Consider the following 21600-nt stretch of genomic DNA (forward strand, 5'->3'; position numbering starts at 1 on the left):
GGGCACTCTCCGGACTCGCGGGCCGGCGCGCGGCCCGTCACCAGTCGTGTCCGTACGGACGACACCGAGCAGAAAGGCTGGACACCCGTGTCTGCACCACCGCTGCGCCAGAACCTGCGCTTCGACGCCGACGGCGTGGAGATCTACGGCTATCTGGCGCTCCCCGAGAGCGGCACCGGTCCCGGAGTCATCGTCATCCAGGAGTGGTGGGGGCTGACCGACCAGATCGCCGAGGTGGCGGACGAGTTCGCGGCCGCCGGCTACGTGGCGCTCGCCCCCGACCTCTACGGCGGCCGCACCACCCACGACAGCGACGACGCGGCGCGTCTCGCCTCGGAGCTGCCCATGGGCCGGGCCGTGCGCGAACTCGTCGGCGCCGTCGACTACTTGCTCGGCCACGAGGCCGTACGGGGAGACGCCGTGGGTGCCGTGGGCTTCTGCATGGGCGGCGGCTTCGTCCTGGCGCTCGCCGCGGAGGCGGGGGAGAAGATCGCCGCGGCCGTTCCGTACTACGGCGTGGCCAGCGACGACGAGGTGAACTTCGCGAACCTCAGCGCCGATGTCCTGGGCCACTACGGCGAGTTGGACGAGAACGCCACACCGGAGCGCGCCGAGGAGATCGCCGCCCGCATCCGCAGGGAGTCCGGGGCGAAGGTGACCATCGAGCGCTATCCGGCGGGCCACGCCTTCGCGAACGAGGAGAACCACCTGGGCACCTACGACCCGGATGCGAAGCACCTCGCCTGGGAGCGCACCCTCACCTTCCTCGGCGAGCGGCTCTGAGCGGCCCGGCCCGCCGGCGGGCGGTCGGCGCGGTCCGGGCATCGGCGGGCCCGGCGGGATCTGATTCGGAGGAGGGCCGGCGGCGGCGCGGTCTCCGCCGCCCACCTCCGCTCACTTGCCTCCCAGCCCGGAACTCGCCAGCCCGTCGATGAACCTGCGCTGAAGCAGCAGGAAGAGGACGAGCATGGGGGCGATCATGATGAAGCCGGCGGCGCTGATCAGCGTGAAGTTCTGAGTGAAGCCCTGCTGGAAGGTGAAGAACGTCGTCGACAGCGGCATCATCTCGTCCGTCTGGATCATCGTCACCGCGAACAGGAACTCGTTGTAGGCGGACAGACCCGTCGTCAGCGCCACCGTCAGGATGCCGGGCAGCACGTTCGGCAGCACGATGCGAGTGAAGGCGCGCAGTTCGCCGGCTCCGTCGACGCGTGCCGCCTCCTCCATCTCCTGCGGCAGGCCCAGCATGAACGACCGCAGCAGGAGCGTGGCGAACGGTGAGAAGAGGCCGCAGTAGATGAGGACGAGCCCCAAACGCGAGTCGTACAGGCCCGCCTTGGCCCACATGTAGAACAGAGGCACCAGGAACATCTGAGCCGGCAGCGCGCTCGCGACGAGCAGATACGTCATGAACGCCGAGGCACCGTGCACCAGCAGCCGCGCCAGCGCGTAGGCCGCGCAGCACGACACGACGCAGGTGAGGGCGACGGTGCCGAGCACGATCACCACCGAGTTCCACAGCCCGGCGCCCATGTTGGCCTGCGTCCAGGCGGTGAGGAAGTTGCCCCATTCCCAGCTCCTGGGCAGGCCGAGGGAGTCGGCCGCGTACTGGCCGTTCGTCTTCAGCGCGTTGAAGAAGAAGAGGACGATCGGGCCGATGGAGAAGACCGCCAGGGCGGCGAGGACGATGTGGACGGCCGTGCGGCCGACCGACGGGCGGCGGCCGCCGGTCTTCGAACGGGGCGCGGACGGACCGCCCGCGGCGTCGCGGGCGGGCGCCTGCGGTGATGCAGGGGCACTCATGTCTCCCACTTCCTCACTTTGCGTATGACGAGGTAGGCGGCGACCACCACACCGCTGATCAGCGCCATGACGACGCCCATGGCCGAGGCGTAGCCGGCTTGGAGGTTGGAGAACGCGTCCCGGTACAGCACCGTCGACAGCAGGTCGGTGGCGCCCGCTGGGCCGCCCTTCGTCAGGATGTACACGTAGTCGAAGGCGAGGAACGACCAGATGATCGTCATCAGCCCGAGGAAGGCGAAGGTGGGACGGATGGCGGGCAGCGTCACGGAGAAGAACTGCCGTACGGCTCCCGCGCCGTCGACCGTGGCGGCCTCGTAGAGGGTCGGGTCCACGCCCTGCATCGCGGCGAGGAACACCACCACCAGGAATCCCCACCACGCCCAGTTGTTCACGAACTCCACCGACCACAGGGCGAGTCGCGGGTCGCCCAGCGGGTTGATGCCCAACAGGTTCCCCAGCCCGGTCTGCGGGTCGAGGATGCTTCGCCAGATGGAGGCGTTCACCACGCTCGCCACGACGTACGGGATGAAGTACAGGGTGCGCAGCAGCAGCCGGAAGCGGCGGATGCGTGAGAGGGCGTAGGCGCCGAAGAGCCCCATGGCCATCGGCACGGTCAGGAAGAACAGCGTCCACAGGATGTTGTGCACCAGGCCCTGCACGAACTCCGGGTCGCCGAGGAGGTTGCGGTAGTTGTCGAGGCCGACGAAGCCGGCCCGGCCGCTGATGCCCGTCCAGTCGGTGAACGAGTACCACACCGAGAAGACGCTCGGGATGAGGACGATGAACAGGTTGACCAGGATCAGCGGCAGGAGGAACAGCCAGCCGGCCACCTTGCGGTCGCGCAGCCGGGCGGCGAGGCGGCGTCGGGAGGCCGGTGCGGGCGTGCGGCGTCCGGTGACCGTGCCGCCCGCCGCCGCGGCAGCTTGCTGAGTCGTCATGACAGCCCTCCGCCCGGCTTCGGCGCGGTGGGCACCGCGCCCTTGGACTTCTCCGCCACGAAGCGCGTCGCGATGCCTTGGCAGTACTGCTTGGCGCTCATCTGCCCGGTGATGACGTTCTCGAAGTAGTCGATCATGTAGGTCTCGGTCTGCTGCGGGAAGAAGGTCCAGGTGGTATAGCCGATCGACGTCGCGGCGGAGAGCTCCGAGTAAAGGCGCGCGATCCGGCGGTCGGCACGCGCGGAGAAGTCGGAGGCGCGGATGCGGACGGGCGGCGGCGCGAAGTTCATCTCCTCGACGCCGGCGATGATGGTCCGCACGTCCGTGGTGTAGAAGTCGAGGAAGTCGGCGGCCGCGGCGGTGTCCTCGAAGTTCGTGTTGATGCCGGCGGACTGTCCGATGGCCAGGTCCCACACCACGCGCGGCACGTCGTCACCCAGCGACGGCAGGGTGTTCCATTCCCATGTGGCGTCGTTGCCGGCGGACTTGCCGAAGTACACCGGCAGGGTCGCGAACTCCCACGTGCCCGAGATCATCGCAGCTGCCTTGCCGGTGGCCAGCTGGCGGTAGACCGTGGGGAAGCTGTTCGTGAAGTACAGGTCGACTGCGCCGCCGAACCATCCCTTCCGGAAGTACGACGCGAGTCGGTCGATCGCGTCCACGAAGACCGGGTCGGTCCACTTCGTCTCGCCGCGCAGAGCGGAGTACACCGCCTCGGGCCCGGCGCCGTGGTTCAGGCCGACGCCCGCGAACCACTCGTTGGCGCCCTTGTAGTCCGCATTGCCGGCGGCGAGCGGTATGTATCCCCTGCCTTTCGCCTCGGTGCAGAAGTTCTCGAACTCCTCGCGGGTGGTGGGGGGTTCGAGTCCGAGATCGTCGAGCGTGGCAGGATTCGTGTAGAAGGCCATCGTCTCGTAGGAGGCGGGCAGGGTGACGAGCTTGCCGTCCACCTCGGAGGCCGCCAGCGCCCACGGCGCGAACTTCTTCCGCCAGCCGTACCGTTGGGCGTACGGCGTGAGGTCGGCGAGGTATCCGGCCGAGTCGTAGGCGGAGACGAAACTCGAAGGGCCCGGGGTGACGATGATCGAGGGCCCCCCGCCCGCGGCCAGCGCCGTCTGTATGAGCCGGTCGATGGTTCCGCTGGGCTTCGGGCTGAACCGGACGGGCCGCGGGCCGCGGTACTTGCCGACGTGATGCTTGCGGAAGTACGCGTTCTGCTTCGCGTCGGCCAGGTTGTTCCAGATCGTGACGGCGCCCGCGGGCCCGCCCGGACCCGGCCCGCACGCGCCGAGGAGCGCCGACGCGCCCAGCGCACCACCGGCTCCCAGGAGCCTGCGGCGGGTGATTGGGGGCATCCTCTTCTCCGTTGCTCGAAGGGTGGTGGACGGGCCTGAGGTGCGGGCCTGTTGCGTCAGCCGGCCCGGGCGAACCGCACGGTGCGGTCGGCCAGGTCGGAGATGACGGAGTTGTCGAAGCCGAACAGGGCGGACCTGGTCCGGTCGTGCAGCGGTTCGATCAGGTGCGGGGGCAGCGCGGCGGTGCCGGCGAGGATGCCGGCGACGGAGCCGACGGTCGCGCCGTTGGAATCGGTGTCCCAGCCGCTCATGACGACCTTGCCGACGGCGCTGGTGAAGTCGTCGCCGGACCACAGGAGGGCAGCGGTGACGGCGGCCGCGTTGTTGACGGTGTGCACCCACGAGTAGTGGCCGTAACCGGCGCGGACGGCGGCCAGCGCCGACTCCCAGGTGGCGCCCTCGGCGTGCATCCGCACCACGTGACTGAGCGCCTCGTGCAGACGCGAGCGCGGCGGGACGACGCCGAGCGAGGCCTCGACGGCGCCGGCCGCGTCGGACGCGGTGAACGCGCTCGCGACGAGAGCGGCGGCCCACATCTCCCCGTACACGCCGTTGCCGGTGTGCGAGAGGGAGGCGTCCCGGTGGGCGAGTTCGGCGGCGGCCCAGGGATCGCCGGGGTTGACGTAGCCGAAGACGTCACCGCGGATCTGGGCGCCGATCCACTCGCGGTAGGGGTTGCGGAAGCGTGCCACACGCGGCACCCGCAGGCCGTTCACGAGGTTGATGTACGCGGCCCGCTCGGCGGTGAATATCTGCAGCACCGGGAAGAGCGTCGTCCACGCCTCGGCGACATGCTCGGGACGGAGCGCGCGGCCGTGCGTCTCCAGCAGGTGCAGCGCGAGGATCGGGTAGTCGATGTCGTCGTCGCGCGCCGAACCGGCGATGCCGCCCCGGGTCGTCTCGGGCCAGCAGTCGCGGAACTCGAAGCCCTCGGGCATGGGGTCGAGGACCGGGAAGTAGTCGGTGAGCGGGTACGCGCCGGCGAGCGTCAGGTAGTCGCGGATGTGTTCCACGGTCCAGTGGTCGCCGTACTCGACGGGCTTGCCGAGGTTGCATCCGGCAATGCGGCCGAGCCACGCGGCGTGCACGCGGTCGGCGTACCGGTCGCTGCCGGTCACGGAGCCGGAGGCGGCGGCGGGCGCGGGGTCCGCGGCGGTGCGGATGCCGTCGAGGGTGTCGGGCTCCTCGTAGGACCAGCCGGGCAGGCGCGTGCTGTCCTCCATCGAGTCGACCAGGGCCAGCACGGCGGCGCGGTCCTCGGGGTCGGTGCCGTTCGCGGCGCGCACCACGTCGTCCACGTCGTATCCGCTCTCACGGCGCTGGGCGACCTCGTCCGCGAGGAGGTCGCGCGGCCGGCACGCGTCGAAGGTGCTGTGCCGGTACGCCTCGTCGAGCTCGGGGGCGGAGCGGTGAGACGGCTGGGTCATGTGCTCGGCTTCCTTCTTCGGTGGGCCGGGGACGTCGTGCGACGTGGGTGGCGGGTGCGGGAGACGGGTCGGGGTGGGTCAGGGTGGGATGCAAATCGTTTTGCATTCGGATCGGATGCGCCGGGGCGGGTCGAGTCGTGGTCGGTTCGGGGGCAGGTGCGGTCAGGCGGACTGCCTGACCACCAGGTGGGTCGGTAGGAGGACGCTGCGGTACGGGGCGTCCGGGCCCTGCTCGACGCGCCAGAGGATGGTGCGCGCGCAGGCGTCCCCGACGGCCGCAGCGGGGTTGACGACGGTGGTCAGCCGCGGTGTGACGAGGTCCGCCGTCTCGATGTCGTCGAACCCGATGACCGCGAGGTCGTCGGGCACGCGCAGGCCCGCCTCGTGGGCGGCCTCCACGGCGCCGATCGCCATGAGGTCGTTGGCACAGAGGACGGCGCGGGGCCGGTCCTTGCGCTTCAGCAGCCGGGCCACGGCCCCCGCGCCGCCGCCGCGCGTGAACGGCCCGTGCTCGATCCACTGCTGCCGCACCTCCAGCCCGGCGGCGGCCATGGCCGCCTCGAAGCCGGCGACGCGGAGCGGGCCTGCGGCCGCGTCCGTCGTTCCGCCCGCGAACCCGATCTCGCGCACGCCTTGGTCCGCGAGGTGACGGACGGCCTCGGTGAGGCCGCGGGTGTCGTCGGTCAGTACGCGGTCGGCGGGCACGTCGCCGGTCTCCGGGGTCGCCAGGACCAGCGGCATGGCAGGGCCGACGATCTCGCGCACCTCGGCCGCTGTCAGCGCCATGGGCTGCATGGCCACGCCGTCCACGCCCCGTGCCGCCATCTCCTCCAGCAGCCGCCGCTCCGTGGCGGCGTCGCCGTCGGTGTTCCCGATGAACGACACGTAGCCCTCGGTGGCCAGCACGTCGTGCACGGCGCGCGCGACGGCCGGGTAGTAGGGGTTGGCGATGTCGACGAGGAGCAGCGCCACCGAGTGGGTCTTCCGGCTGCGCAGGCTCCTGGCGACCATGTTCGTGCGGTAGTTCTGCTCCTCGACGGCTTTGAGGATCCGCCGGCGGGTGTGCGGCGAGACGGCCCGCTTGCCGCTGAGCGCGTGCGAGACCGTGGTCGGACTGACGCCGGCGGCCGCGGCGACGCTGGCGATGCTCGGGCGGTCCTTCTGCTGCGGCATCGCGTCACCTCCGGCCGGTCCGAGTTCGTGTGAATCGATCGTGCAAATCGATTTGCGTGATGTGCGTTGCTTCACACAACGGGACGGGGCCGTTCCGTGTCAACCCTCGCGTCGCTGCGAACATCGCGGTCAGCGCCGTTCGCTGCGGCTTCCCGAGGTGGCCGGGTGGTCGGGGCGCCACCGCGACAGGCGCCGTGGCCACCGGGCGGCAACGCCCCGCCGGCTCCGCCAGGGCAGAGGACGACCTCGCCGCCGAGGTGGCCCTTTGCGGCCAAGCGGTCGGCCCTCTCCCGCCTCGCCGTCCCACCCAACCGGCGGCGGGCCCCGCGGATGCCCCGGGGCAGCGTCCCCGCCGTTGCGGAAACCGCGGTCGGCACCAGCCGCAGCTGACTTCCGGTGGCGGGTCGGCAGGGCGCCCGCCGCGCGCGGCGCCGTGGCCACCGGGCGGCAACGCCCCGCCGGGTTCCGTCAGGGCAGGAGGACGACCTTGCCGCCCGGGTGGCCCTCCGCGACGAACCGGTCCGCCTCGGCCGCCTCCGACAGCGCGTACGTACGGGCGACGCGGACCTCCAACTCGCCCTGGCGCGCGAGGTCGGCGAGCCGCTGCCACGACGCGGCTCTGATCTCCGTGCCGGGATCGGCGTTCGGGGCGCCGCCGATCAGCTTGATGCCCGTGTCGCCACGGTCGAAGGCGAGGATGGACACGATGCGGGAGGGATCCGGCACGAGTTCGAGGGAGAGGTCGATCGCCTCACGCTTGCCGGAGGTGTCGATCACCGCGTCCACGCCGCCGGGCGCCACCTCGAGCACGCGTTCACGCAGGCCTTCGCCGTAACGCAGCGCGGTCGCCCCATAACGTTCGACGACACCGAGATGCTCCTCGCTCGCAGTGCCGATGACCCTCACGCCGTCCGCCACCGCGATCTGCACGGCGAGGAGCCCGACGCCGCCCGACGCACCGTGGATCAGCAGCGTCTCGCCCGCGGACACACCGATGACCGTCAGTGCGTGCACCGCCGTCGAACCGGCGAGCCGCAGCCCGGCGGCCTCCTCCCACGAGAGTTCCGGGGGCTTCGGCGCGGTGCTCGACGCGGGCACCGTCAACTCGGTCGCGTAGGCGCCGGGCGCCGGGTTGACCATCACCTCGTCACCAACGGACAGGGGCCCTGCCGGGCCCCGGGCGTCCCGGCCGACGGCAGTCACCACTCCGGACAGCTCCAGCCCCACGGGCATCGGCAGCGCCGCCGGGTCGGCGCCCATGTCGCCGCTGTAGAGCTTGTAGTCGACGGGATTGACCCCTATGGCCATGGCGCGCACCGTGACCTCGCCGGGTCCCGGGGCCGGGACGTCGGAGTCGATGAGGGAGAGAACTTCAGGGCCGCCGTAGGAGTCGGCCACCACTCGCTTAGCCATGCCGCGGTCCCTTCACTCGGGTGTCCGTCACCCGCCAGGGTCGCATCGGCCGGGGCGGTACGCGCGGCGGGCCGGAAGCGGCCGAAGGGCCAGGTCCGGGGGCCGCCCTAGGAGCCCGCCCCGGGCCGTGCGCCGGACCCGGGACCGGACCGGACCGGACCCGGAGGGGACCCAGGACCGGCCCCGGAGCCATGCCCGCCCGGATCACGACCGGAGCCGGAACCGGCCCGACCGGAGCCGGCCCCGGCAGCCACGCCGCCCGTTCACGGCGTGAGCCTGCGCACCGGCTCTCCCGCCGCCCAGGCGGCGATGTCCTCCACGGCCTCCCCGTAGAAGACCCGGTAGGTCCCCTCGGTCACGTATCCGATGTGAGGGGTCAGCACGGTGCGGGGCGCGGTGCGCAGCGCGGCGTCGGCGGGCAGCGGCTCCACCTCGTAGACGTCCAGGCCCGCGCCGGCGATGCGGCCCTCGATCAGGGCGTCGACGAGGGCCTCGGTGTCGATCAGCGGCCCGCGCGAGGTGTTGACGAGATACGCCGTGGACTTCATCCACGACAACTCCTCGGTGCCGATCAACCCCATGCTGCGTTCGCTGAGTTTGTAGTGGACGGTCACGATGTCGGCCTCGGAGAACAGCGTCTGCTTGCTGACGGGCTCGGCACCGCGCTCGCGGGCGGTGGCCGGTTCGAGGTTGCTGCTCCAGGCCAGTACGCGCATGCCGAAGGCCCGGCCGACGGCGGCCACCCTCGATCCGAGCCGCCCGAGGCCGACGATGCCGAGGGTGCGCCCGTACAGGTCGCCGCCTATGGAGTGCTGCCACTGCCCCTCGCGCACCCCGGTGGACTCGGCGGGGATGTGGCGCAGCAGGGAGAGGATGAGCCCCCAGGTGAGTTCCGGCGTCGCGGTCGCCGGGCTCTGTGTGCCGCAGACGGTCACCCCGTGGCGTTCGGCGGCGGCTACGTCGATCGAGGCGTTGGCCATCCCGGTCGTGACGAGCAGCCGCAGGTCGGGAAGGCGCTCGAACCGCTCGGCGGTGAACGGTGTTCGCTCGCGCATCGCGACGACCACGTCGTAGCCGCGCAGTGCCTCGGCGAGTGCGTCGTCGTCGGTGATGTGCTCGTGGAGGAAGGTGACTTCGGCGTCCAGACTCTGCCAGTCGGCGAAGTGGTGGGCGGCCTGCTGGTAGTCGTCAAGGACGGCGACGCGCACGGTCGTTCCTTTCGTACGGGATCACGGGGACCACGGGTCTCGGCGGACCACGGTGTTGTCGGGAATTCACTGTCATCCGGGGGCCACCGGGCCACGGCGCCCGGGTTGCGGAGCCGTGCGGGGAATCCGGGTGGCCTGCCCCCTGACGTGGACCTTAAGTCCTCCGCGCGCTTCCGCGTAGTCCCTGAGAGGGACGCGAACCGATGCGACCTGCGGCGGATGCTCACGCCGGGCGGCCCTCATATGGTCGCTGCCATGCCCGTCCAGCTCGTGCGCGAACTCTTCGGCGATCTCGTACGGGACGCCCTCGCCCGGCGTCCGCTGCCGCCCCTGGCCCGGCTGCCGCTGCCGGCGCGGGCCCGCCGGGTGCTGCCTGCCCCGGCCGGGGCGGTGCTTCGCCGGGCGCCGCACGCGGCGGTGCTGGCGCTGGTCCTGCTCCTGGTGAGCTTCCAGTACGAGGCCGGTGTCGGGGACGCCGACAAGATCGCGGGCGTCACGCTCGTCGTGGGCTCGCTGCTGCTGACGCTGAACCGGCCGGTTCTCTCGGGATGGCTGCTGGTGGCCGCCACCGCGGTCAGCGTCTTCCACCCCGGCGGCCTGGCGGGCCCTTTCCCGTTCGCCGACGTCAGGTCCTGGCCCGGCCTGCTCTTCTACGACTCCCAGGGGCGGCCGTGGGCGACGGCGGGCCTCCTGGCCTTCCTCGCGGTGATGACGATCGTCGCGCTGAGGCTGCGGCTGCGGGCCGTGGTCTGTCTGTGGGGTCTCGTCGTCGCGCTCGCGGCAGCCGGCAACGGCCCCTTGAGCGTGGGCACTTGGGCGATGGCGCTCGTCTCGGCGCCGATGCCGCTGGCCGCCCTCGTCGCGACGGGTCTGCGTGAGGCCCGCGCGGAGGCGGCCGCACACGCGGCGGCGACCGAGGAGGAGCGCTCGCGCCGCATGCTGCTCGAGGAACGCGCCGTCATCGCACGGGAGTTGCACGACGTCGTGGCGCATCACATGTCCGTCGTCGCGATCCAGGCCGAGGCCGCGCCGTACCGCGTGGAGGCGCCGCCGCCCGAACTCGTGAAGGCGTTCGGTGATGTGCGGGAGAACGCCGTCGCCGCTCTCGCCGAGCTGCGCCGCGTGCTCGGCGTCGTACGGGCGGAGCAGTCGGCGCCGCCCGCCGCGGCGTCCGGTGACCGTGGCGCCGAGGCGCCGCAGCCGGCCCTGGCCGATCTGGATGCCCTGCTCACGGGCGTACGCGCCGTCGGCACCCCCGTCGGCAAGACGGTTACGGGCGAGGTGCGCGAACTGCCGCGCGGCGTCGAGTTGTCGGCGTACCGCATCGTGCAGGAGGCGCTGAGCAACGCCGTACGCCACGCTCCGAAGGCACCGGTCACCGTCGAACTCCGGTACGGGCGGGACGGGTTGGACCTCCGCATCGTCAACGAGCCGTCCGCACACCCGGCTCCGCCCTCGCCCGGCGCCGGCCACGGGCTCACGGGCATGCGGGAGCGTGTTGCCATGCTGGGCGGGAAACTGCACGCCGGGCCGACGGAGGAAGGTGGTTTCGAGGTGACGGGATTCCTGCCGAGCGCGGCCGTCGCCGGGACCGGCGCCCACGAGCGGGTGGAGGCCGCCGATGGCTGACGAGCCCGCGATACGCGTCCTGATCGCCGACGACCAGGAGATGGTGCGCGAAGGCATCTCCGTGCTGCTCACGAGCCGGCCCGGCATCGACGTCGTCGGCGAGGCCGTCGACGGCCTCGACGCCGTGGAGAAGACGGCTGCGCTGCGCCCCGACGTCGCACTCCTCGACGTGCGGATGCCCGGCATGGACGGGCTGGAGGCCACCCGTGAGATCGTCGCGGCTTCCCCCGCGACGAAGGTGCTGATACTCACGACGTACGACGTGGACGAGTACGTCTACCGGGCGCTGCGGGCAGGGGCGAGCGGCTTCCTGCTCAAGGACGCCCCGGCGCGTCAACTCGCCGAAGGCATAAGGGTCGTGGCCACGGGAGGCGCTCTGCTCGCGCCCACCGTCACCCGCAGGCTGATCGAGGAGTTCAGCCGCACGCCCGCAGCCCCCGGCGGGCTGCGCGCCCCGCTCGTGACACGCGTCGCCGAACTGACCGGGAGGGAGACGGAGGTGCTTGCACTGGTGGCGCAGGGACTCTCGAACGCCGAGATCGGCGAGCACATCTTGGTCGCGGAGTCGACGGTGAAGACCCACGTCAGCCGCATCCTCGACAAACTCGCACTGCGTGACCGCACGCAGGCCGCGGTCTTCGCCTACGAGAGCGGAGTTGTCGCCGCTCGCGGTACGGAGCAGGGCGCGGACACTACAGAGACGGGCGTCCACAAGGGCAGACGCCCGGCCACCGGCTGAGCCGGGGGGCGCCACGCCGCCGCGGGCCGGATGCCCTCACATCACCGATCCCGAACCGATTCCCAGCACGACAAGGCCATGTCGCCGACCAGGCCCCGTACTTGAACGTGTCCGACATGCACTGTCATTCGTTCCGCCAAGTGTCAAAGCGCCGCCGGGGGCAGCGCAGCAACACCCGAGGAGTACAACGTCATGCCCAAGAAGACCGCACGATCGCTGGCCGCCGACCGCTCGAAGCTGTCGCACAAGGCCGCGTACGCCCTGCGCAACCCGGCACGGGTGGCCCCGTACGTGCGCCGAGCGCTCCGTGACCGCTGGCTGCGCTTCCGGCACCCGAGCCACGTCGACTACTACCGGGCCGTGATGGCCTCGGACACGGCGAACAACCCCGAGGCGGCCGTCGGGAGCGGCAGCCACGACCGGTGGCTCGCGCTGGGGCAGATGCAGTTCGGCTTCCTCAAGCAGCACGGCCTCCAGCCGCAGCACCGCATGCTCGACATCGGCTGCGGCAATCTGCGGGCGGGCTGGCGGTTCATCCAGTACCTCGACGCCGGCAACTACTACGGCATCGACATCTCCCCCGACATCCTCATCTCCGCGAAGAAGACGCTCACCCACTACGAACTGCAGGAGAAACTCCCCCACTTGACGATCACGCACGACCTGAAGCTCGACTTCCTGCCCAGCGGGCACTTCGACGTCGTGCACGCGCACAGCGTCTTCTCCCACTCACCGATCGAGGTCATCGACGAGTGCCTGGCCAATGTCGGGCGGATCCTGAAGCCGACGGGCTTCTTCGACTTCACCTTCGACCGTACGGAGGGCGCCGAACACCAGGTGCTGCGTGAGGACTTCTACTACCGGACGGCGACGCTCGTCGCGCTCGCGGAGAAGCACGGGCTCAGTGCCCGCTTCATGGACGACTGGGAGAAGCTGCCACACGGCCAGTCCAAGATCCGGGTCTCGCTCGTGGACTCGCCCGTGCCCGCGGAGCACTGAAGCCGTCGGGGGTGGGTCCGCGGCCCGCGCGTCCCTGGTTTCCGGGGGCTCCGCCGCCGGGCCGGGCCCGCGGCCGTCGGGGCGCCTCTCTCTCCTTGCCCGTTGCGATGCCCGGCTGCCGCCGTGTGCGAAGAGCTACGCGGGGTATTGACGGTCCGGCCCGGCGCCGGTGAGGTGGCTGTCCTACCCCCACATGACGGAAGGCAGTTCACATGCAGGGCATGACCACCGGCTCGCCCTCCCCCGACGGCAGAGCGGGAGGCATACGCAGGACCGCACGCTTCCTGGCCACGCTGACAGTGGTGGCGCTGGCCGCCGGAAGCGGTGCGGGTCCCTCGTCCGCCCAGGACTCGGCGGCCGCGGGGAAGAGGACGGACAGTGCTCAGCAGCCCCGCCAGGACTCACCCCCCAAGTCGCCCGAGGAGGCGACGTCCCCCTTCACCGGGCTGCCCGCCGAACCGGCCCCGGTGCTGGCGGTGAAGATCGACAACCACAAGGACGCACGGCCCCACACCGCGCTCGAGGACGCCGACATCACCGTCGTGGAGAAGGTCGAGGGCGGGCTGAGCCGGCTGCTCGGCATCTACTCGAGCAAGTTCCCCGACTCGCTCGGGCCCGTGCGCAGCGCCCGCGCGTACAACGTCGAGCAGCTGCGGATGTTCGACCGCCCCGCGCTGTCCTACTCGGGTGCGCGCGCGGGCGTCGAGGACCTCATAGAGAAGTCGACGCTCCACGCCCGCTCGCACGACAAGTACCCGGCGCCCTACTTCCGCGGCGGCGACAACGAGGCCCCGCACAACCTCTACGTGCACCCCGACGAGCTCCTCGACACCGCGCCGGAGGCCAGCAAGAGCGCCGACATAGGTTTCCGCTTCGCGGTCGACGCCCCGGCCGGTGGCGAGCCCACCAACGAGCGCTCCGTCGACTACGGCTCGGCCGAGACCACCTTCAACTGGTCCGAGAAGGAGGACCGCTGGCTCACCTCCTTCGACGGCGCTCCAGCGACGAGCACCGGCGGCGAGCGGCTGGGCGGCAAGACCGTGATCGTGCAGAAGGTCGAGATGCCGCCGGACGACGGCGGTACCCCGTACGAGAAGACCGTCGGCAGCGGCGAGGCGACGGTGCTGCGCGACGGCAAGGCGTACGAGACGAAGTGGGAGCGGCCGACCGCGGAGTCGGGCACGACCTTCACGCTTCCCGACGGCGACCGGATGCCCTTCGACCGAGGCAACGTCTGGCTCGTCTACGAGGAGGCCTGAGCCCCGGCGCACGCCTCGTACGCCTCACGCGCCGACGCGCGTGCGGTCTGTGGTGTCGGCGGCGGGCGGACGTCCCGCCGCCGGCACCGGGACCGTTGCCGGTCCTTGCGCAGCGGCGACCGTCCCGACGGATCAAGGGCCAGGTCTCACCGAGCTGCATGAACTCCGGGGTGCTCGCCGCCGGCAGGACTCTCACGCGACGAGATACTCCTCGTCCCGTACGTCCGTGATGAACATCCGGCCGGGCGCGTGAGTGATCGCGAACGGCGGCCGGGACGCCATCACGGCCGCCTGGGGCGTCACGCCGCAGGCCCAGAAGACGGGCACGTCTCCGGGGAGCATCGCGGTGCGGTCGCCGAAGTCCGGCTCGTCGATGTCCGCTATGCCGAGCAGCGAGGGGTCGCCGGTGTGCACGGGGGCGCCGTGGACCGCGGGCATGCGGCCCGTCACCCGGACCGCGGTCGCCACCGACTCCTGCGGCACGGGCCGCATCGAGACGACCATCGGCCCGTGCATCGCGCCCGCGGGGCGGCAGCGGCGGTCCGTGACGTACATGGCGACGTTGCGCCCCTGCTCGATGTGGCGCAGCGGAACCCCGGCATCGGCCAGCGCCCACTCGAAGGTGAAGCTGCACCCGATGAGGAAGGTCACCAGGTCCTTCCGCCAACGGCCCGTCACGTCGGCAGGTTCCTCGACCAGTTCGCCGTGCTCCCAGACCCGGTACGCGGGCAGGTCGGTGCGCAGATCGGCACCCGGCGCGAGCACGGTGGAGGTCTCGCCGGGGTCCGTCACGTCGAGCACGGGGCACGGCTTGGGGTTGCGCTGGCAGAAGAGCAGCACGTCGTAGGCCCAGTCGCGCGGTACGGAGACGAGGTTGGCCTGTGTGTATCCGGGTGCCCTGCCGGTGGTGGGGCCGGCATCGCCGTCGCGGATCAGCGTCCGCGCCTCGGCGGGGCCGGCGGGTGTGGGCGTCCGCCCCGGGCGGGCGGCCGAAGTGCCGTGCGTCGTAGGGGACATGACGTGTGACCTCCGTCGGTCGGGAGAGCCGCACTGTGCGGACCGGTGGGCCGGGACCGGTGTTTCCCGGCCCCGGCCACGCGGTTGCGGCGGGTGGTCAGACGAGCGCCCGGCCCTTGGTCTCGGGCAGACCGAGCAGGGCGACGAGGGCGAGTCCGTAGCCGGCGGCACCGAAGACGAGCGCACCGCTCACGCCCCAGCTGTTGGCGAGGAAGCCGACCAGCGTGGGGAAGAAGGCGCCGACGGCGCGGCCCGTGTTGTAGACGAAGCCCTGCCCGGTGCCGCGCACGGCCGTCGGGTAGAGCTCGCTCAGGAAGGAGCCGAAGCCACTGAAGATGGCCGACATGCAGAAGCCGAGCGGGAAACCGAGCAGCAGAACGAGCGTGTTGGAGCCGGTCGGCACGTTGGTGTAGGCGAGGACGGCGAGCGCTGAGAGCACCGCGAACACCGCGACATTGCGCTTCCGGCCCAGCTTGTCGGTGAGATAACCACCGGTGAGGTAGCCGATGAAGGCGCCGGAGATCAGGAACGTCAGGAATCCGCCGGTGCCGACGACGGTGAGTCCGCGGTCCGTCTTGAGGTAGCTGGGCACCCAGGTGGCGAGCGTGTAGTACCCGCCCTGCACGCCGGTGGAGAGCAGCACGCCGAAGATCGTCGTGCGGCGCAGTTCAGGCGTGAAGATCGCGGAGAAGGAACCGCGTTCGCGGCTGCTCTTGCGCTGGGCGGCCGCCTGCGGCGCGTCCTCGACGTTGCGTCGCACATAGAGGATCAGCAGCGCGGGAAGGGCACCGGTCCAGAACAGCACACGCCAGGCGGTCGATTCGTCGAAGAGCTGGAAGACGGCCGTGTAGACGATGACGGCCAGTGCCCAGCCCACGGCCCACGAGCTCTGGATGACGCCGAGGGTGCGTCCGCGGTGCTTCGCCGTGGCGTACTCGGCGACGAGGATCGCGCCGACGGCCCACTCGCCACCGAAGCCGAGGCCCTGCAGGCCGCGGAAGACCAGCAGCGTCTCGTAGTTGGGCGCGAAGCCGCACAGCAGCGTGAAGAGGGCGTAGGTGACGACGGTGAGGATCAGCGTCCTGACGCGTCCGATGCGGTCGGCGAGGATGCCCGCGACCGCGCCGCCCACGGCGGAGACGACGAGCGTGACGGTGGTGAGGAGACCGGTCTGGCCGGGGTCGAGGCTGAAGTACGCCCCGATGGCGACCATGCCGAGCGGCAGCGTGAAGAAGTCGTAGGAGTCCAGCGCGTAGCCGCCGAACGAGCCGGCGAACGCACGGCGTCCGGAGGCGCCGAGCTCCTTGAACCAGGCGAACGGGCCGCCGCCGCTCTCGCCCCGGCCTGCGCCGGACTCGCCGCCGGAGTCCCGGACGGAGACACTCTCGGACCCTGTGCCCTCCTGGGGGGCGTCGGGTATCGGGTTGCTGTTCATGTGCACCTCGCAGAGGGAAGAGGGTGCCGCCGCGGATGTGGGCCGGCCTGTGGTGCCTGCTCGATGTCCGGGATAACGTAGAGGATCGTTGAACGATCCTTCAAGGGGTTCGTAGCGCTGTATGCGCGGCGGACACCCGGGAGGAGCCGGGACGCAAGAAGGGGGCGCGAGTTGGGGACGACAGATCCGGAGCCCGCACGACTTCCTGCCGTACAACCGGCGGTGCCCTCGGTCGTGCCGTCCACCGGGGAACCCGGGGAACCCGCGGCGACGCCCGCGGTTCCCGTCCGGCACGGGGAACTGGCGGGCGACCGCGTGCTGCTGAGCCGTACCAGCACGGCGGAACGCGTCGCGGACGTGCTGCGCAGCCGCATCGCGGAGGGGTTCTTCCCGCCGGGGGTCCGGCTCTCGGAGGGCGACATCGGCGGCGCGCTCGGAGTCTCGCGCAACACGCTGCGGGAGTCGTTCCGGCTGCTCACCCATGAACGGCTGCTGGAACACCAGCTCAACAGGGGCGTCTTCGTCCGGGTCCTGACCGTCGACGACGTGCTCGACATCTACCGCGTGCGGAAACTCATCGAGTGCGGGGTGGTCCACCAACTGGCCGGCACGGGGCCGCCGTTCACGCTGGACGCGCTCGCCGCGACCGTCGCCGAGGGGCAGAGCGCCGCGCGGGAGTGGCGATGGAAGGACCTGGCGACTGCGAACATCCACTTCCACCGCGAACTGGTCGCGCTCGCACGCAGCCCACGCACGGACGAGGTGATGGGCAGCGTCCTGGCCGAACTGCGGCTCGCCCTCCACGTCATGGACAGCCCGCGCCGCCTCCACGAGCCCTACCTCGCACGCAACCGGGAGATCCTGCGGACCCTGCGCTCGGGCGACGCGCCGAGGGCGGAGCGGATGCTGCGGGAGTACCTGGAGGACTCCCGCAGGCAGATCGTCGCCGCCTACGCCCAACGCCTGGGCGCCCGGGGAGCCCGGGACGCCGAAGGCGCGTGACGGGCTCAGCCGATGGGCTCCGGCATGGGCACCACGTCGTAGTCCAGGGAGATCTCGCGGCCCGTTGCCGGGTCGCCGAGCTGCACGCGCCAGTGCCCGGCGAACTGGCCGTCGCCGTTGAGCATCGGGATCGTCCCGGAGATCAGCACCGTGCCGGGCTCCAGCTCGCCCCGCTCACGCAGCACCTCCGCCCAGTGGTGCGGGGTGAGCAGGTCGGCGCCGGTGCCGTCCTGGATCAGCTGCTCCGCGGTGCCTGTGCCGGTGCCGCTCGCGTCCTCGGGAGTGCCGCTCACCCAGGCGCGAAGGGTGAGGCTGTCGATCCGGTCGGCGACGTCGTCGAGCCGCCATGCGCTCGTCGCGAGCACGTCGGGAGCGGCGTTCTTGCTCCAGGCCACGCCGTACGTCTCCAGCTCGCGGTCGGTGTGGTCGCAGGCCGCCGTCAGCAGCAGGTCCCCCGTGTCGTCGACGACGAGCGCCCACTCGGCCTCGCCGGAGGTCTTACCGTGCTGCGCGAGAACCGTTCCGGTCTGCTGCGCGAGGTAGGGCGAGACGGGGTAGAGCGCGGGAGTCGTGGACGGTGCCGGCACTCCCAGTTCGGCGAGCTCAGCCACGTGCGCGGCCACGTCCTCCTGGCTGCGGCCGGCGTAGCCGGCGTTGAGGAGACGCTTCACGGTCACGGTGCGCCGGGTGCCGTCGGGCAGCGTGAAGGACAGGCCGGTCATGGGATTCCTCCAGGTCGTTCTCGGTTTCACAGGGGTAAATTCCACGCCCCGAGGGTTGCGCATACGAGCTGTATACAGCAAGTATGCCCCGTACCCGAAAGGAACCCGAACGTGAGGAAGCCCCCGTGGACCACAACACGTCGCACAAGGCGGCAGCGGAGGAGCCCCATCCGCACAGCGGCACGGGCGATCCGGCCGAGGACGGCGGAGGGAGCCGTGCACACCGCAAGGACCTGATGAAGGCGTTCACCGCCAGCCTCACCGGGACCTCGCTCGAGTGGTACGACTTCGCCGTCTACTCGGCGGCGTCCGCGCTCGTCTTCGGCAAGCTCTTCTTCCCCTCCGGTGACCCGCTCACGGGCACGCTGCTCGCCTTCTCCACGTACGCGGTCGGCTATGTCTCGCGCCCGGTCGGCGGCTTCGTCTTCGGACGCCTCGGCGACGTCATCGGGCGCAAGCGCGTCCTCGTCGCCACGCTCGTCCTCGTCGGCGTCGCCACCTTCCTCATCGGCTGCCTGCCCACCCACGCCGTCGCCGGACCGGTCGCCCCCGCGATGCTGGTCCTGCTGCGCTTCGCCCAAGGCGTCGGCGTCGGCGGCGAATGGGGCGGCGCCGTGCTGCTCACCAGCGAGTTCGGCAACACGAGGCAGCGAGGGTTCTGGGCCTCGGCCGCCCAGGTCGGGCCGCCCGTCGGCAACCTCATGGCAAACGGCGCCCTGGCCGCACTGGGAGCGATGCTCACGGAGGAGCAGTTCCTCTCCTTCGGCTGGCGCATCGCGTTCCTGCTCTCCGGCGTGCTGGTCGTCTTCGGGCTGTGGGTCCGTACGCACCTGGAGGAGACGCCGGTCTTCAAGGCGGTGGAAGCGGGCGGCGAACGCCCCGAGGCGCCGGTCCGTGAGGTCTTCGCCCAGCAGCGCAGGCCGCTCGTCGCCGCGATCCTCTCCCGGGTCGCGCCCGACGTCCTCTACGCCATGTTCACCGTCTTCGTCCTGACGTACGTGACGGAGGAACTCGGCATGCCGAGCGGCCAGGCACTCACCGCGGTGCTCATCGGCTCCGGGCTGCAGATCTTCCTCATTCCGCTCGCGGGCGCGCTCTCCGACCGCTGGAACCGCCGGCGCCTGTACCTGGGGGCGGCCGTCGCGGCGGGCGTCTGGCCGTTCGTCTTCTTCCCGCTGGCGGAGACGCGTTCGTGGCTGCTGATCGTGCTCGGCGTCATCGGCGCGCTCGTCATCCACTCGATGCTCTACGGCCCGCAGGCCGCCTTCGTCGCCGAGCAGTTCAGCCCGCGGCTGCGCTACACCGGTTCCTCGCTCGCCTACACGCTGGCGGGGGTCATCGGCGGCGCCGTCGCTCCGCTCGTGTTCACGGCGCTGCTGGGCAAGTTCGGCACATGGCTGCCGCTCGCGGGGTACATCGTGCTAACCGCCGTGCTTACGGTGACGGGTGTGCTGCTCGGACGGGACGCCGACCACGCGGAGGACGAGGAGTACACGAGGCTGGTCGGCAGCAACGGCGACGGCGGCCACGGCCACGGGGCGGGCGGCGCGGAGCCGGCGGCCTCCTCGTCGTACGCCTCGAAATCGCGGTGACCGCGGGCCGGGCGTCCCGGCGCTCGAAGCCCGACAGTCCCGTGCCGGACCTTCGACCCGACCACTCGACCGTGCGGAAAGGAGACATGCAGTGACGACGCTCCGCACAGCGCTGTGCCAGTTCACCGCGTCCACCGACCCGGAGGAGAACCTGCGCACCATCGACACCATGGCCGGGCAGGCGGCCGGGGAGGGCGCCCAGCTGGCCGTTTTCCCGGAAGCGGCGATGGCCCGCTTCGGCATCCCGCTGGGACCGGTGGCCGAGCCGTTGGACGGGCCGTGGGCGGAGGGCGTGCGCGAGGTCGCCCGCCGTCACGGACTCACCGTGGTGGCGGGGATGTTCACCGGGTCCTCCGACGGCCGTGTCACCAACACCCTGCTCGCCACCGGCCCGGACGTCGACGCGGCATACGACAAGATCCATCTGTACGACGCGTTCGGCTTCTCCGAGTCGGACACGGTCGCTCCCGGGGACAAGGTCGTCACCATCGACGTCGCGGGCGTGCGCGTCGGCCTGGCCACCTGCTACGACATCCGGTTCCCCGAGCTCTTCCGCGCTCACGCGGACGAGGGTGCCGTGCTCTCCGTGCTTCCCGCGTCGTGGGGCGCGGGCCCCGCGAAGCTCGACCACTGGCGGCTGCTCACCAGGGCGCGCGCACTGGACGCCACGCTGTGGGTGGCCGCGGTCGGCCAGGCGCCGCCCGGCCCCGACGCGGACATCCGTCAGCCGACGAAGGCGCCGACGGGCATCGGGCACAGCCTGCTCGTGGGCCCCGACGGCCGGGTGCACGAAGAGGCCGGGGAGACACCCGAGTTGATCGTGTCCGACGTGGACGTGGACGAAGTGGCCAAGGTCCGCCGAGCGGTGGCCGTCCTGGACAACCGCCGGCTGTGAACCGCTTGCCGGCGGAGCCCCGGTCCCGGTGGCCCGGCCGGTCCCGGCGACGCCGGGCGGGTCCGCGAGGGCGGGCCCGCCGCGTCCGGGTCAGCCCTCGGTGAGGATGCGCCGCGTCGCCGCGATGTGGTCGTCGATGGCCGCGCACGCGACGTCCGCGCGTTCGGCCGCCAACGCCGTGACGATGTGGCGGTGTTCGACGCAGACCTCGCTCTGCCGTCCCGGTGAGCGGTACAGGGCGCTGACACCGGCCCTGACCTGGCGGCTGCGCAGGGCCTCGTACTGCTTGGCCATCAGCTTGTTGCCGGCGGCGGCGATGAGGGTCGCGTGGAAGCGGTGGTCGGCCTCGATGAACTCCTTGGCCTTGTCGCTGCCGCGCAGCTGCGCCTGCTCCTCGAGGATCCTGTCCATCTCGGCGACGGGCGCCGTGCCCGCCTCGACCGTACGGCGGGCGGCGTACCGTTCCAGCAAGGCGCGCATCTCCATCAGTTCGCTGATCTCCCGGCCCGAGAGCGGCGCGATGTAGGCCCCGCGCTTCGGGACGAGACTGACGAGTTCCTCGGCGGCGAGCAGCAGCAGTGCCTCGCGGATGGGGGTTCGGGAGATGCCGACGCGGTCGGCGATCATCTGCTCGGAGAGGAACTCGCCCTGCATGGCGGGATCGGTCAGCACGGTCTCCTTGAGAAACCTGTACGCCTTCTCACGTCCGGATGCCACAGCCAGCCTCCCCGCCGGCGTCGTCCGCGCCCGGCCTGCCCGGGGCACTCCGCCCGGCCCGGCCACGGCCCCCGTGTTGGTCGTGCTGCACACAGCTTCTTGCATACAGCCTGTATACAGACTACACACCATCTGCGCGCGCTTTGTCCAGCCCGCCCCGACGCGCTCGGCTCCAGCCCGCCCGCCTTCGGGTGGACGCCCGCGGCTCATGGCGTGGTGAGTCCGCGGCGCCGCGGCGGCTTCCTAGTGTCGCCGCTGACGGACCGATCCGCGTGGC

At 71.4% G+C, this 21600-nt stretch carries 19 protein-coding genes; 8 read left to right on the forward strand and 11 right to left on the reverse strand.

Going from position 1 to position 21600, the window contains the following annotated elements; translation table 11 throughout:
* The first annotated feature begins 87 nt into the window (after positions 1-87).
* On the forward strand, positions 88-783 hold the full coding sequence (locus G4Z16_RS16820; RefSeq protein WP_197351588.1) for a dienelactone hydrolase family protein: 696 nt from the start codon (positions 88-90) through the stop codon (positions 781-783).
* A gap of 111 nt (positions 784-894) precedes the next feature.
* On the opposite strand, the gene G4Z16_RS16825 is transcribed toward G4Z16_RS16820, so the two are convergent.
* The 7 genes from G4Z16_RS16825 to G4Z16_RS16855 form a co-directional block, all read right to left on the reverse strand.
* Positions 895-1803, reverse strand: coding sequence for a carbohydrate ABC transporter permease (locus G4Z16_RS16825; RefSeq protein ID WP_197351589.1), 909 nt, complete (start codon positions 1801-1803; stop codon positions 895-897).
* Complete coding sequence (locus tag G4Z16_RS16830; protein WP_197351590.1) at positions 1800-2741, reverse strand: carbohydrate ABC transporter permease; 942 nt, start codon at positions 2739-2741, stop codon at positions 1800-1802. Before G4Z16_RS16830 ends, G4Z16_RS16825 begins: the two co-directional genes overlap by 4 nt.
* Positions 2738-4096, reverse strand: coding sequence for an ABC transporter substrate-binding protein (locus G4Z16_RS16835; RefSeq protein ID WP_197351591.1), 1359 nt, complete (start codon positions 4094-4096; stop codon positions 2738-2740). The genes G4Z16_RS16830 and G4Z16_RS16835 overlap by 4 nt, the downstream gene beginning before the upstream one ends.
* Positions 4097-4152: 56 nt before the next feature.
* Positions 4153-5523, reverse strand: a complete 1371-nt coding sequence (locus tag G4Z16_RS16840) for an ADP-ribosylglycohydrolase family protein (protein ID WP_343070842.1) — start codon at positions 5521-5523, stop codon at positions 4153-4155.
* A gap of 162 nt (positions 5524-5685) precedes the next feature.
* Positions 5686-6696 carry a LacI family DNA-binding transcriptional regulator gene (locus tag G4Z16_RS16845; RefSeq protein WP_197351592.1) on the reverse strand — a complete coding sequence of 337 codons (1011 nt, stop codon included), beginning with the start codon at positions 6694-6696 and terminating at the stop codon, positions 5686-5688.
* A 468-nt stretch (positions 6697-7164) separates the two neighbouring features.
* Positions 7165-8109 carry a quinone oxidoreductase family protein gene (locus G4Z16_RS16850; protein ID WP_246530898.1) on the reverse strand — a complete coding sequence of 315 codons (945 nt, stop codon included), beginning with the start codon at positions 8107-8109 and terminating at the stop codon, positions 7165-7167.
* Between the two features lie 263 nt (positions 8110-8372).
* Positions 8373-9317, reverse strand: coding sequence for a D-2-hydroxyacid dehydrogenase family protein (locus G4Z16_RS16855; protein ID WP_197351593.1), 945 nt, complete (start codon positions 9315-9317; stop codon positions 8373-8375).
* 255 nt (positions 9318-9572) lie between these two features.
* Here G4Z16_RS16855 and G4Z16_RS16860 point away from each other — a divergent pair, with 255 nt between their 5' ends.
* The 4 genes from G4Z16_RS16860 (at position 9573) to G4Z16_RS16875 (ending at position 13943) form a co-directional block, all read left to right on the forward strand.
* On the forward strand, positions 9573-10946 hold the full coding sequence (locus tag G4Z16_RS16860) for a sensor histidine kinase (protein ID WP_246530899.1): 1374 nt from the start codon (positions 9573-9575) through the stop codon (positions 10944-10946).
* Complete coding sequence (locus tag G4Z16_RS16865; protein WP_197351595.1) at positions 10939-11685, forward strand: response regulator; 747 nt, start codon at positions 10939-10941, stop codon at positions 11683-11685. The genes G4Z16_RS16860 and G4Z16_RS16865 overlap by 8 nt, the downstream gene beginning before the upstream one ends.
* A 192-nt stretch (positions 11686-11877) precedes the next feature.
* The gene (locus tag G4Z16_RS16870; RefSeq protein ID WP_197351596.1) at positions 11878-12684 is read left to right on the forward strand and encodes a class I SAM-dependent methyltransferase; all 807 of its coding nucleotides are present in this window, start codon (positions 11878-11880) and stop codon (positions 12682-12684) included.
* A gap of 221 nt (positions 12685-12905) precedes the next feature.
* The gene (locus G4Z16_RS16875; RefSeq protein WP_197351597.1) at positions 12906-13943 is read left to right on the forward strand and encodes a DUF3048 domain-containing protein; all 1038 of its coding nucleotides are present in this window, start codon (positions 12906-12908) and stop codon (positions 13941-13943) included.
* Between the two features lie 192 nt (positions 13944-14135).
* On the opposite strand, the gene G4Z16_RS16880 is transcribed toward G4Z16_RS16875, so the two are convergent.
* Together G4Z16_RS16880 and G4Z16_RS16885 are read right to left on the reverse strand one after the other, a co-directional pair.
* On the reverse strand, positions 14136-14960 hold the full coding sequence (locus G4Z16_RS16880) for a putative hydro-lyase (protein WP_197351598.1): 825 nt from the start codon (positions 14958-14960) through the stop codon (positions 14136-14138).
* Positions 14961-15057: 97 nt separating this feature from the next.
* Entirely contained in the window at positions 15058-16395 is a 1338-nt protein-coding gene (locus G4Z16_RS16885; protein ID WP_197351599.1) for an MFS transporter, read from the reverse strand.
* Between the two features lie 300 nt (positions 16396-16695).
* Here G4Z16_RS16885 and G4Z16_RS16890 point away from each other — a divergent pair, with 300 nt between their 5' ends.
* On the forward strand, positions 16696-17397 hold the full coding sequence (locus tag G4Z16_RS16890) for a GntR family transcriptional regulator (protein WP_197354696.1): 702 nt from the start codon (positions 16696-16698) through the stop codon (positions 17395-17397).
* Positions 17398-17402: 5 nt separating this feature from the next.
* Here G4Z16_RS16890 and G4Z16_RS16895 read toward each other — a convergent pair whose 3' ends face one another.
* Positions 17403-18119: a DUF2848 domain-containing protein gene (locus G4Z16_RS16895; RefSeq protein WP_197351600.1), complete on the reverse strand. Its 717-nt coding sequence runs from the start codon at positions 18117-18119 to the stop codon at positions 17403-17405.
* Between the two features lie 236 nt (positions 18120-18355).
* Here G4Z16_RS16895 and G4Z16_RS16900 point away from each other — a divergent pair, with 236 nt between their 5' ends.
* Together G4Z16_RS16900 and G4Z16_RS16905 are read left to right on the forward strand one after the other, a co-directional pair.
* Complete coding sequence (locus G4Z16_RS16900) at positions 18356-19711, forward strand: MFS transporter (protein WP_197354697.1); 1356 nt, start codon at positions 18356-18358, stop codon at positions 19709-19711.
* 91 nt (positions 19712-19802) lie between these two features.
* Positions 19803-20606 (forward strand): carbon-nitrogen hydrolase family protein, encoded by an 804-nt coding sequence (locus G4Z16_RS16905; RefSeq protein WP_197351601.1) that lies wholly within the window; start codon positions 19803-19805, stop codon positions 20604-20606.
* A 90-nt stretch (positions 20607-20696) separates the two neighbouring features.
* On the opposite strand, the gene G4Z16_RS16910 is transcribed toward G4Z16_RS16905, so the two are convergent.
* On the reverse strand, positions 20697-21323 hold the full coding sequence (locus tag G4Z16_RS16910) for a GntR family transcriptional regulator (protein ID WP_197351602.1): 627 nt from the start codon (positions 21321-21323) through the stop codon (positions 20697-20699).
* Positions 21324-21600 lie beyond the last annotated feature (277 nt).

Origin of the sequence: Streptomyces bathyalis (assembly GCF_015910445.1) — a bacterium.
Lineage (GTDB): Bacteria > Actinomycetota > Actinomycetes > Streptomycetales > Streptomycetaceae > Streptomyces > Streptomyces bathyalis.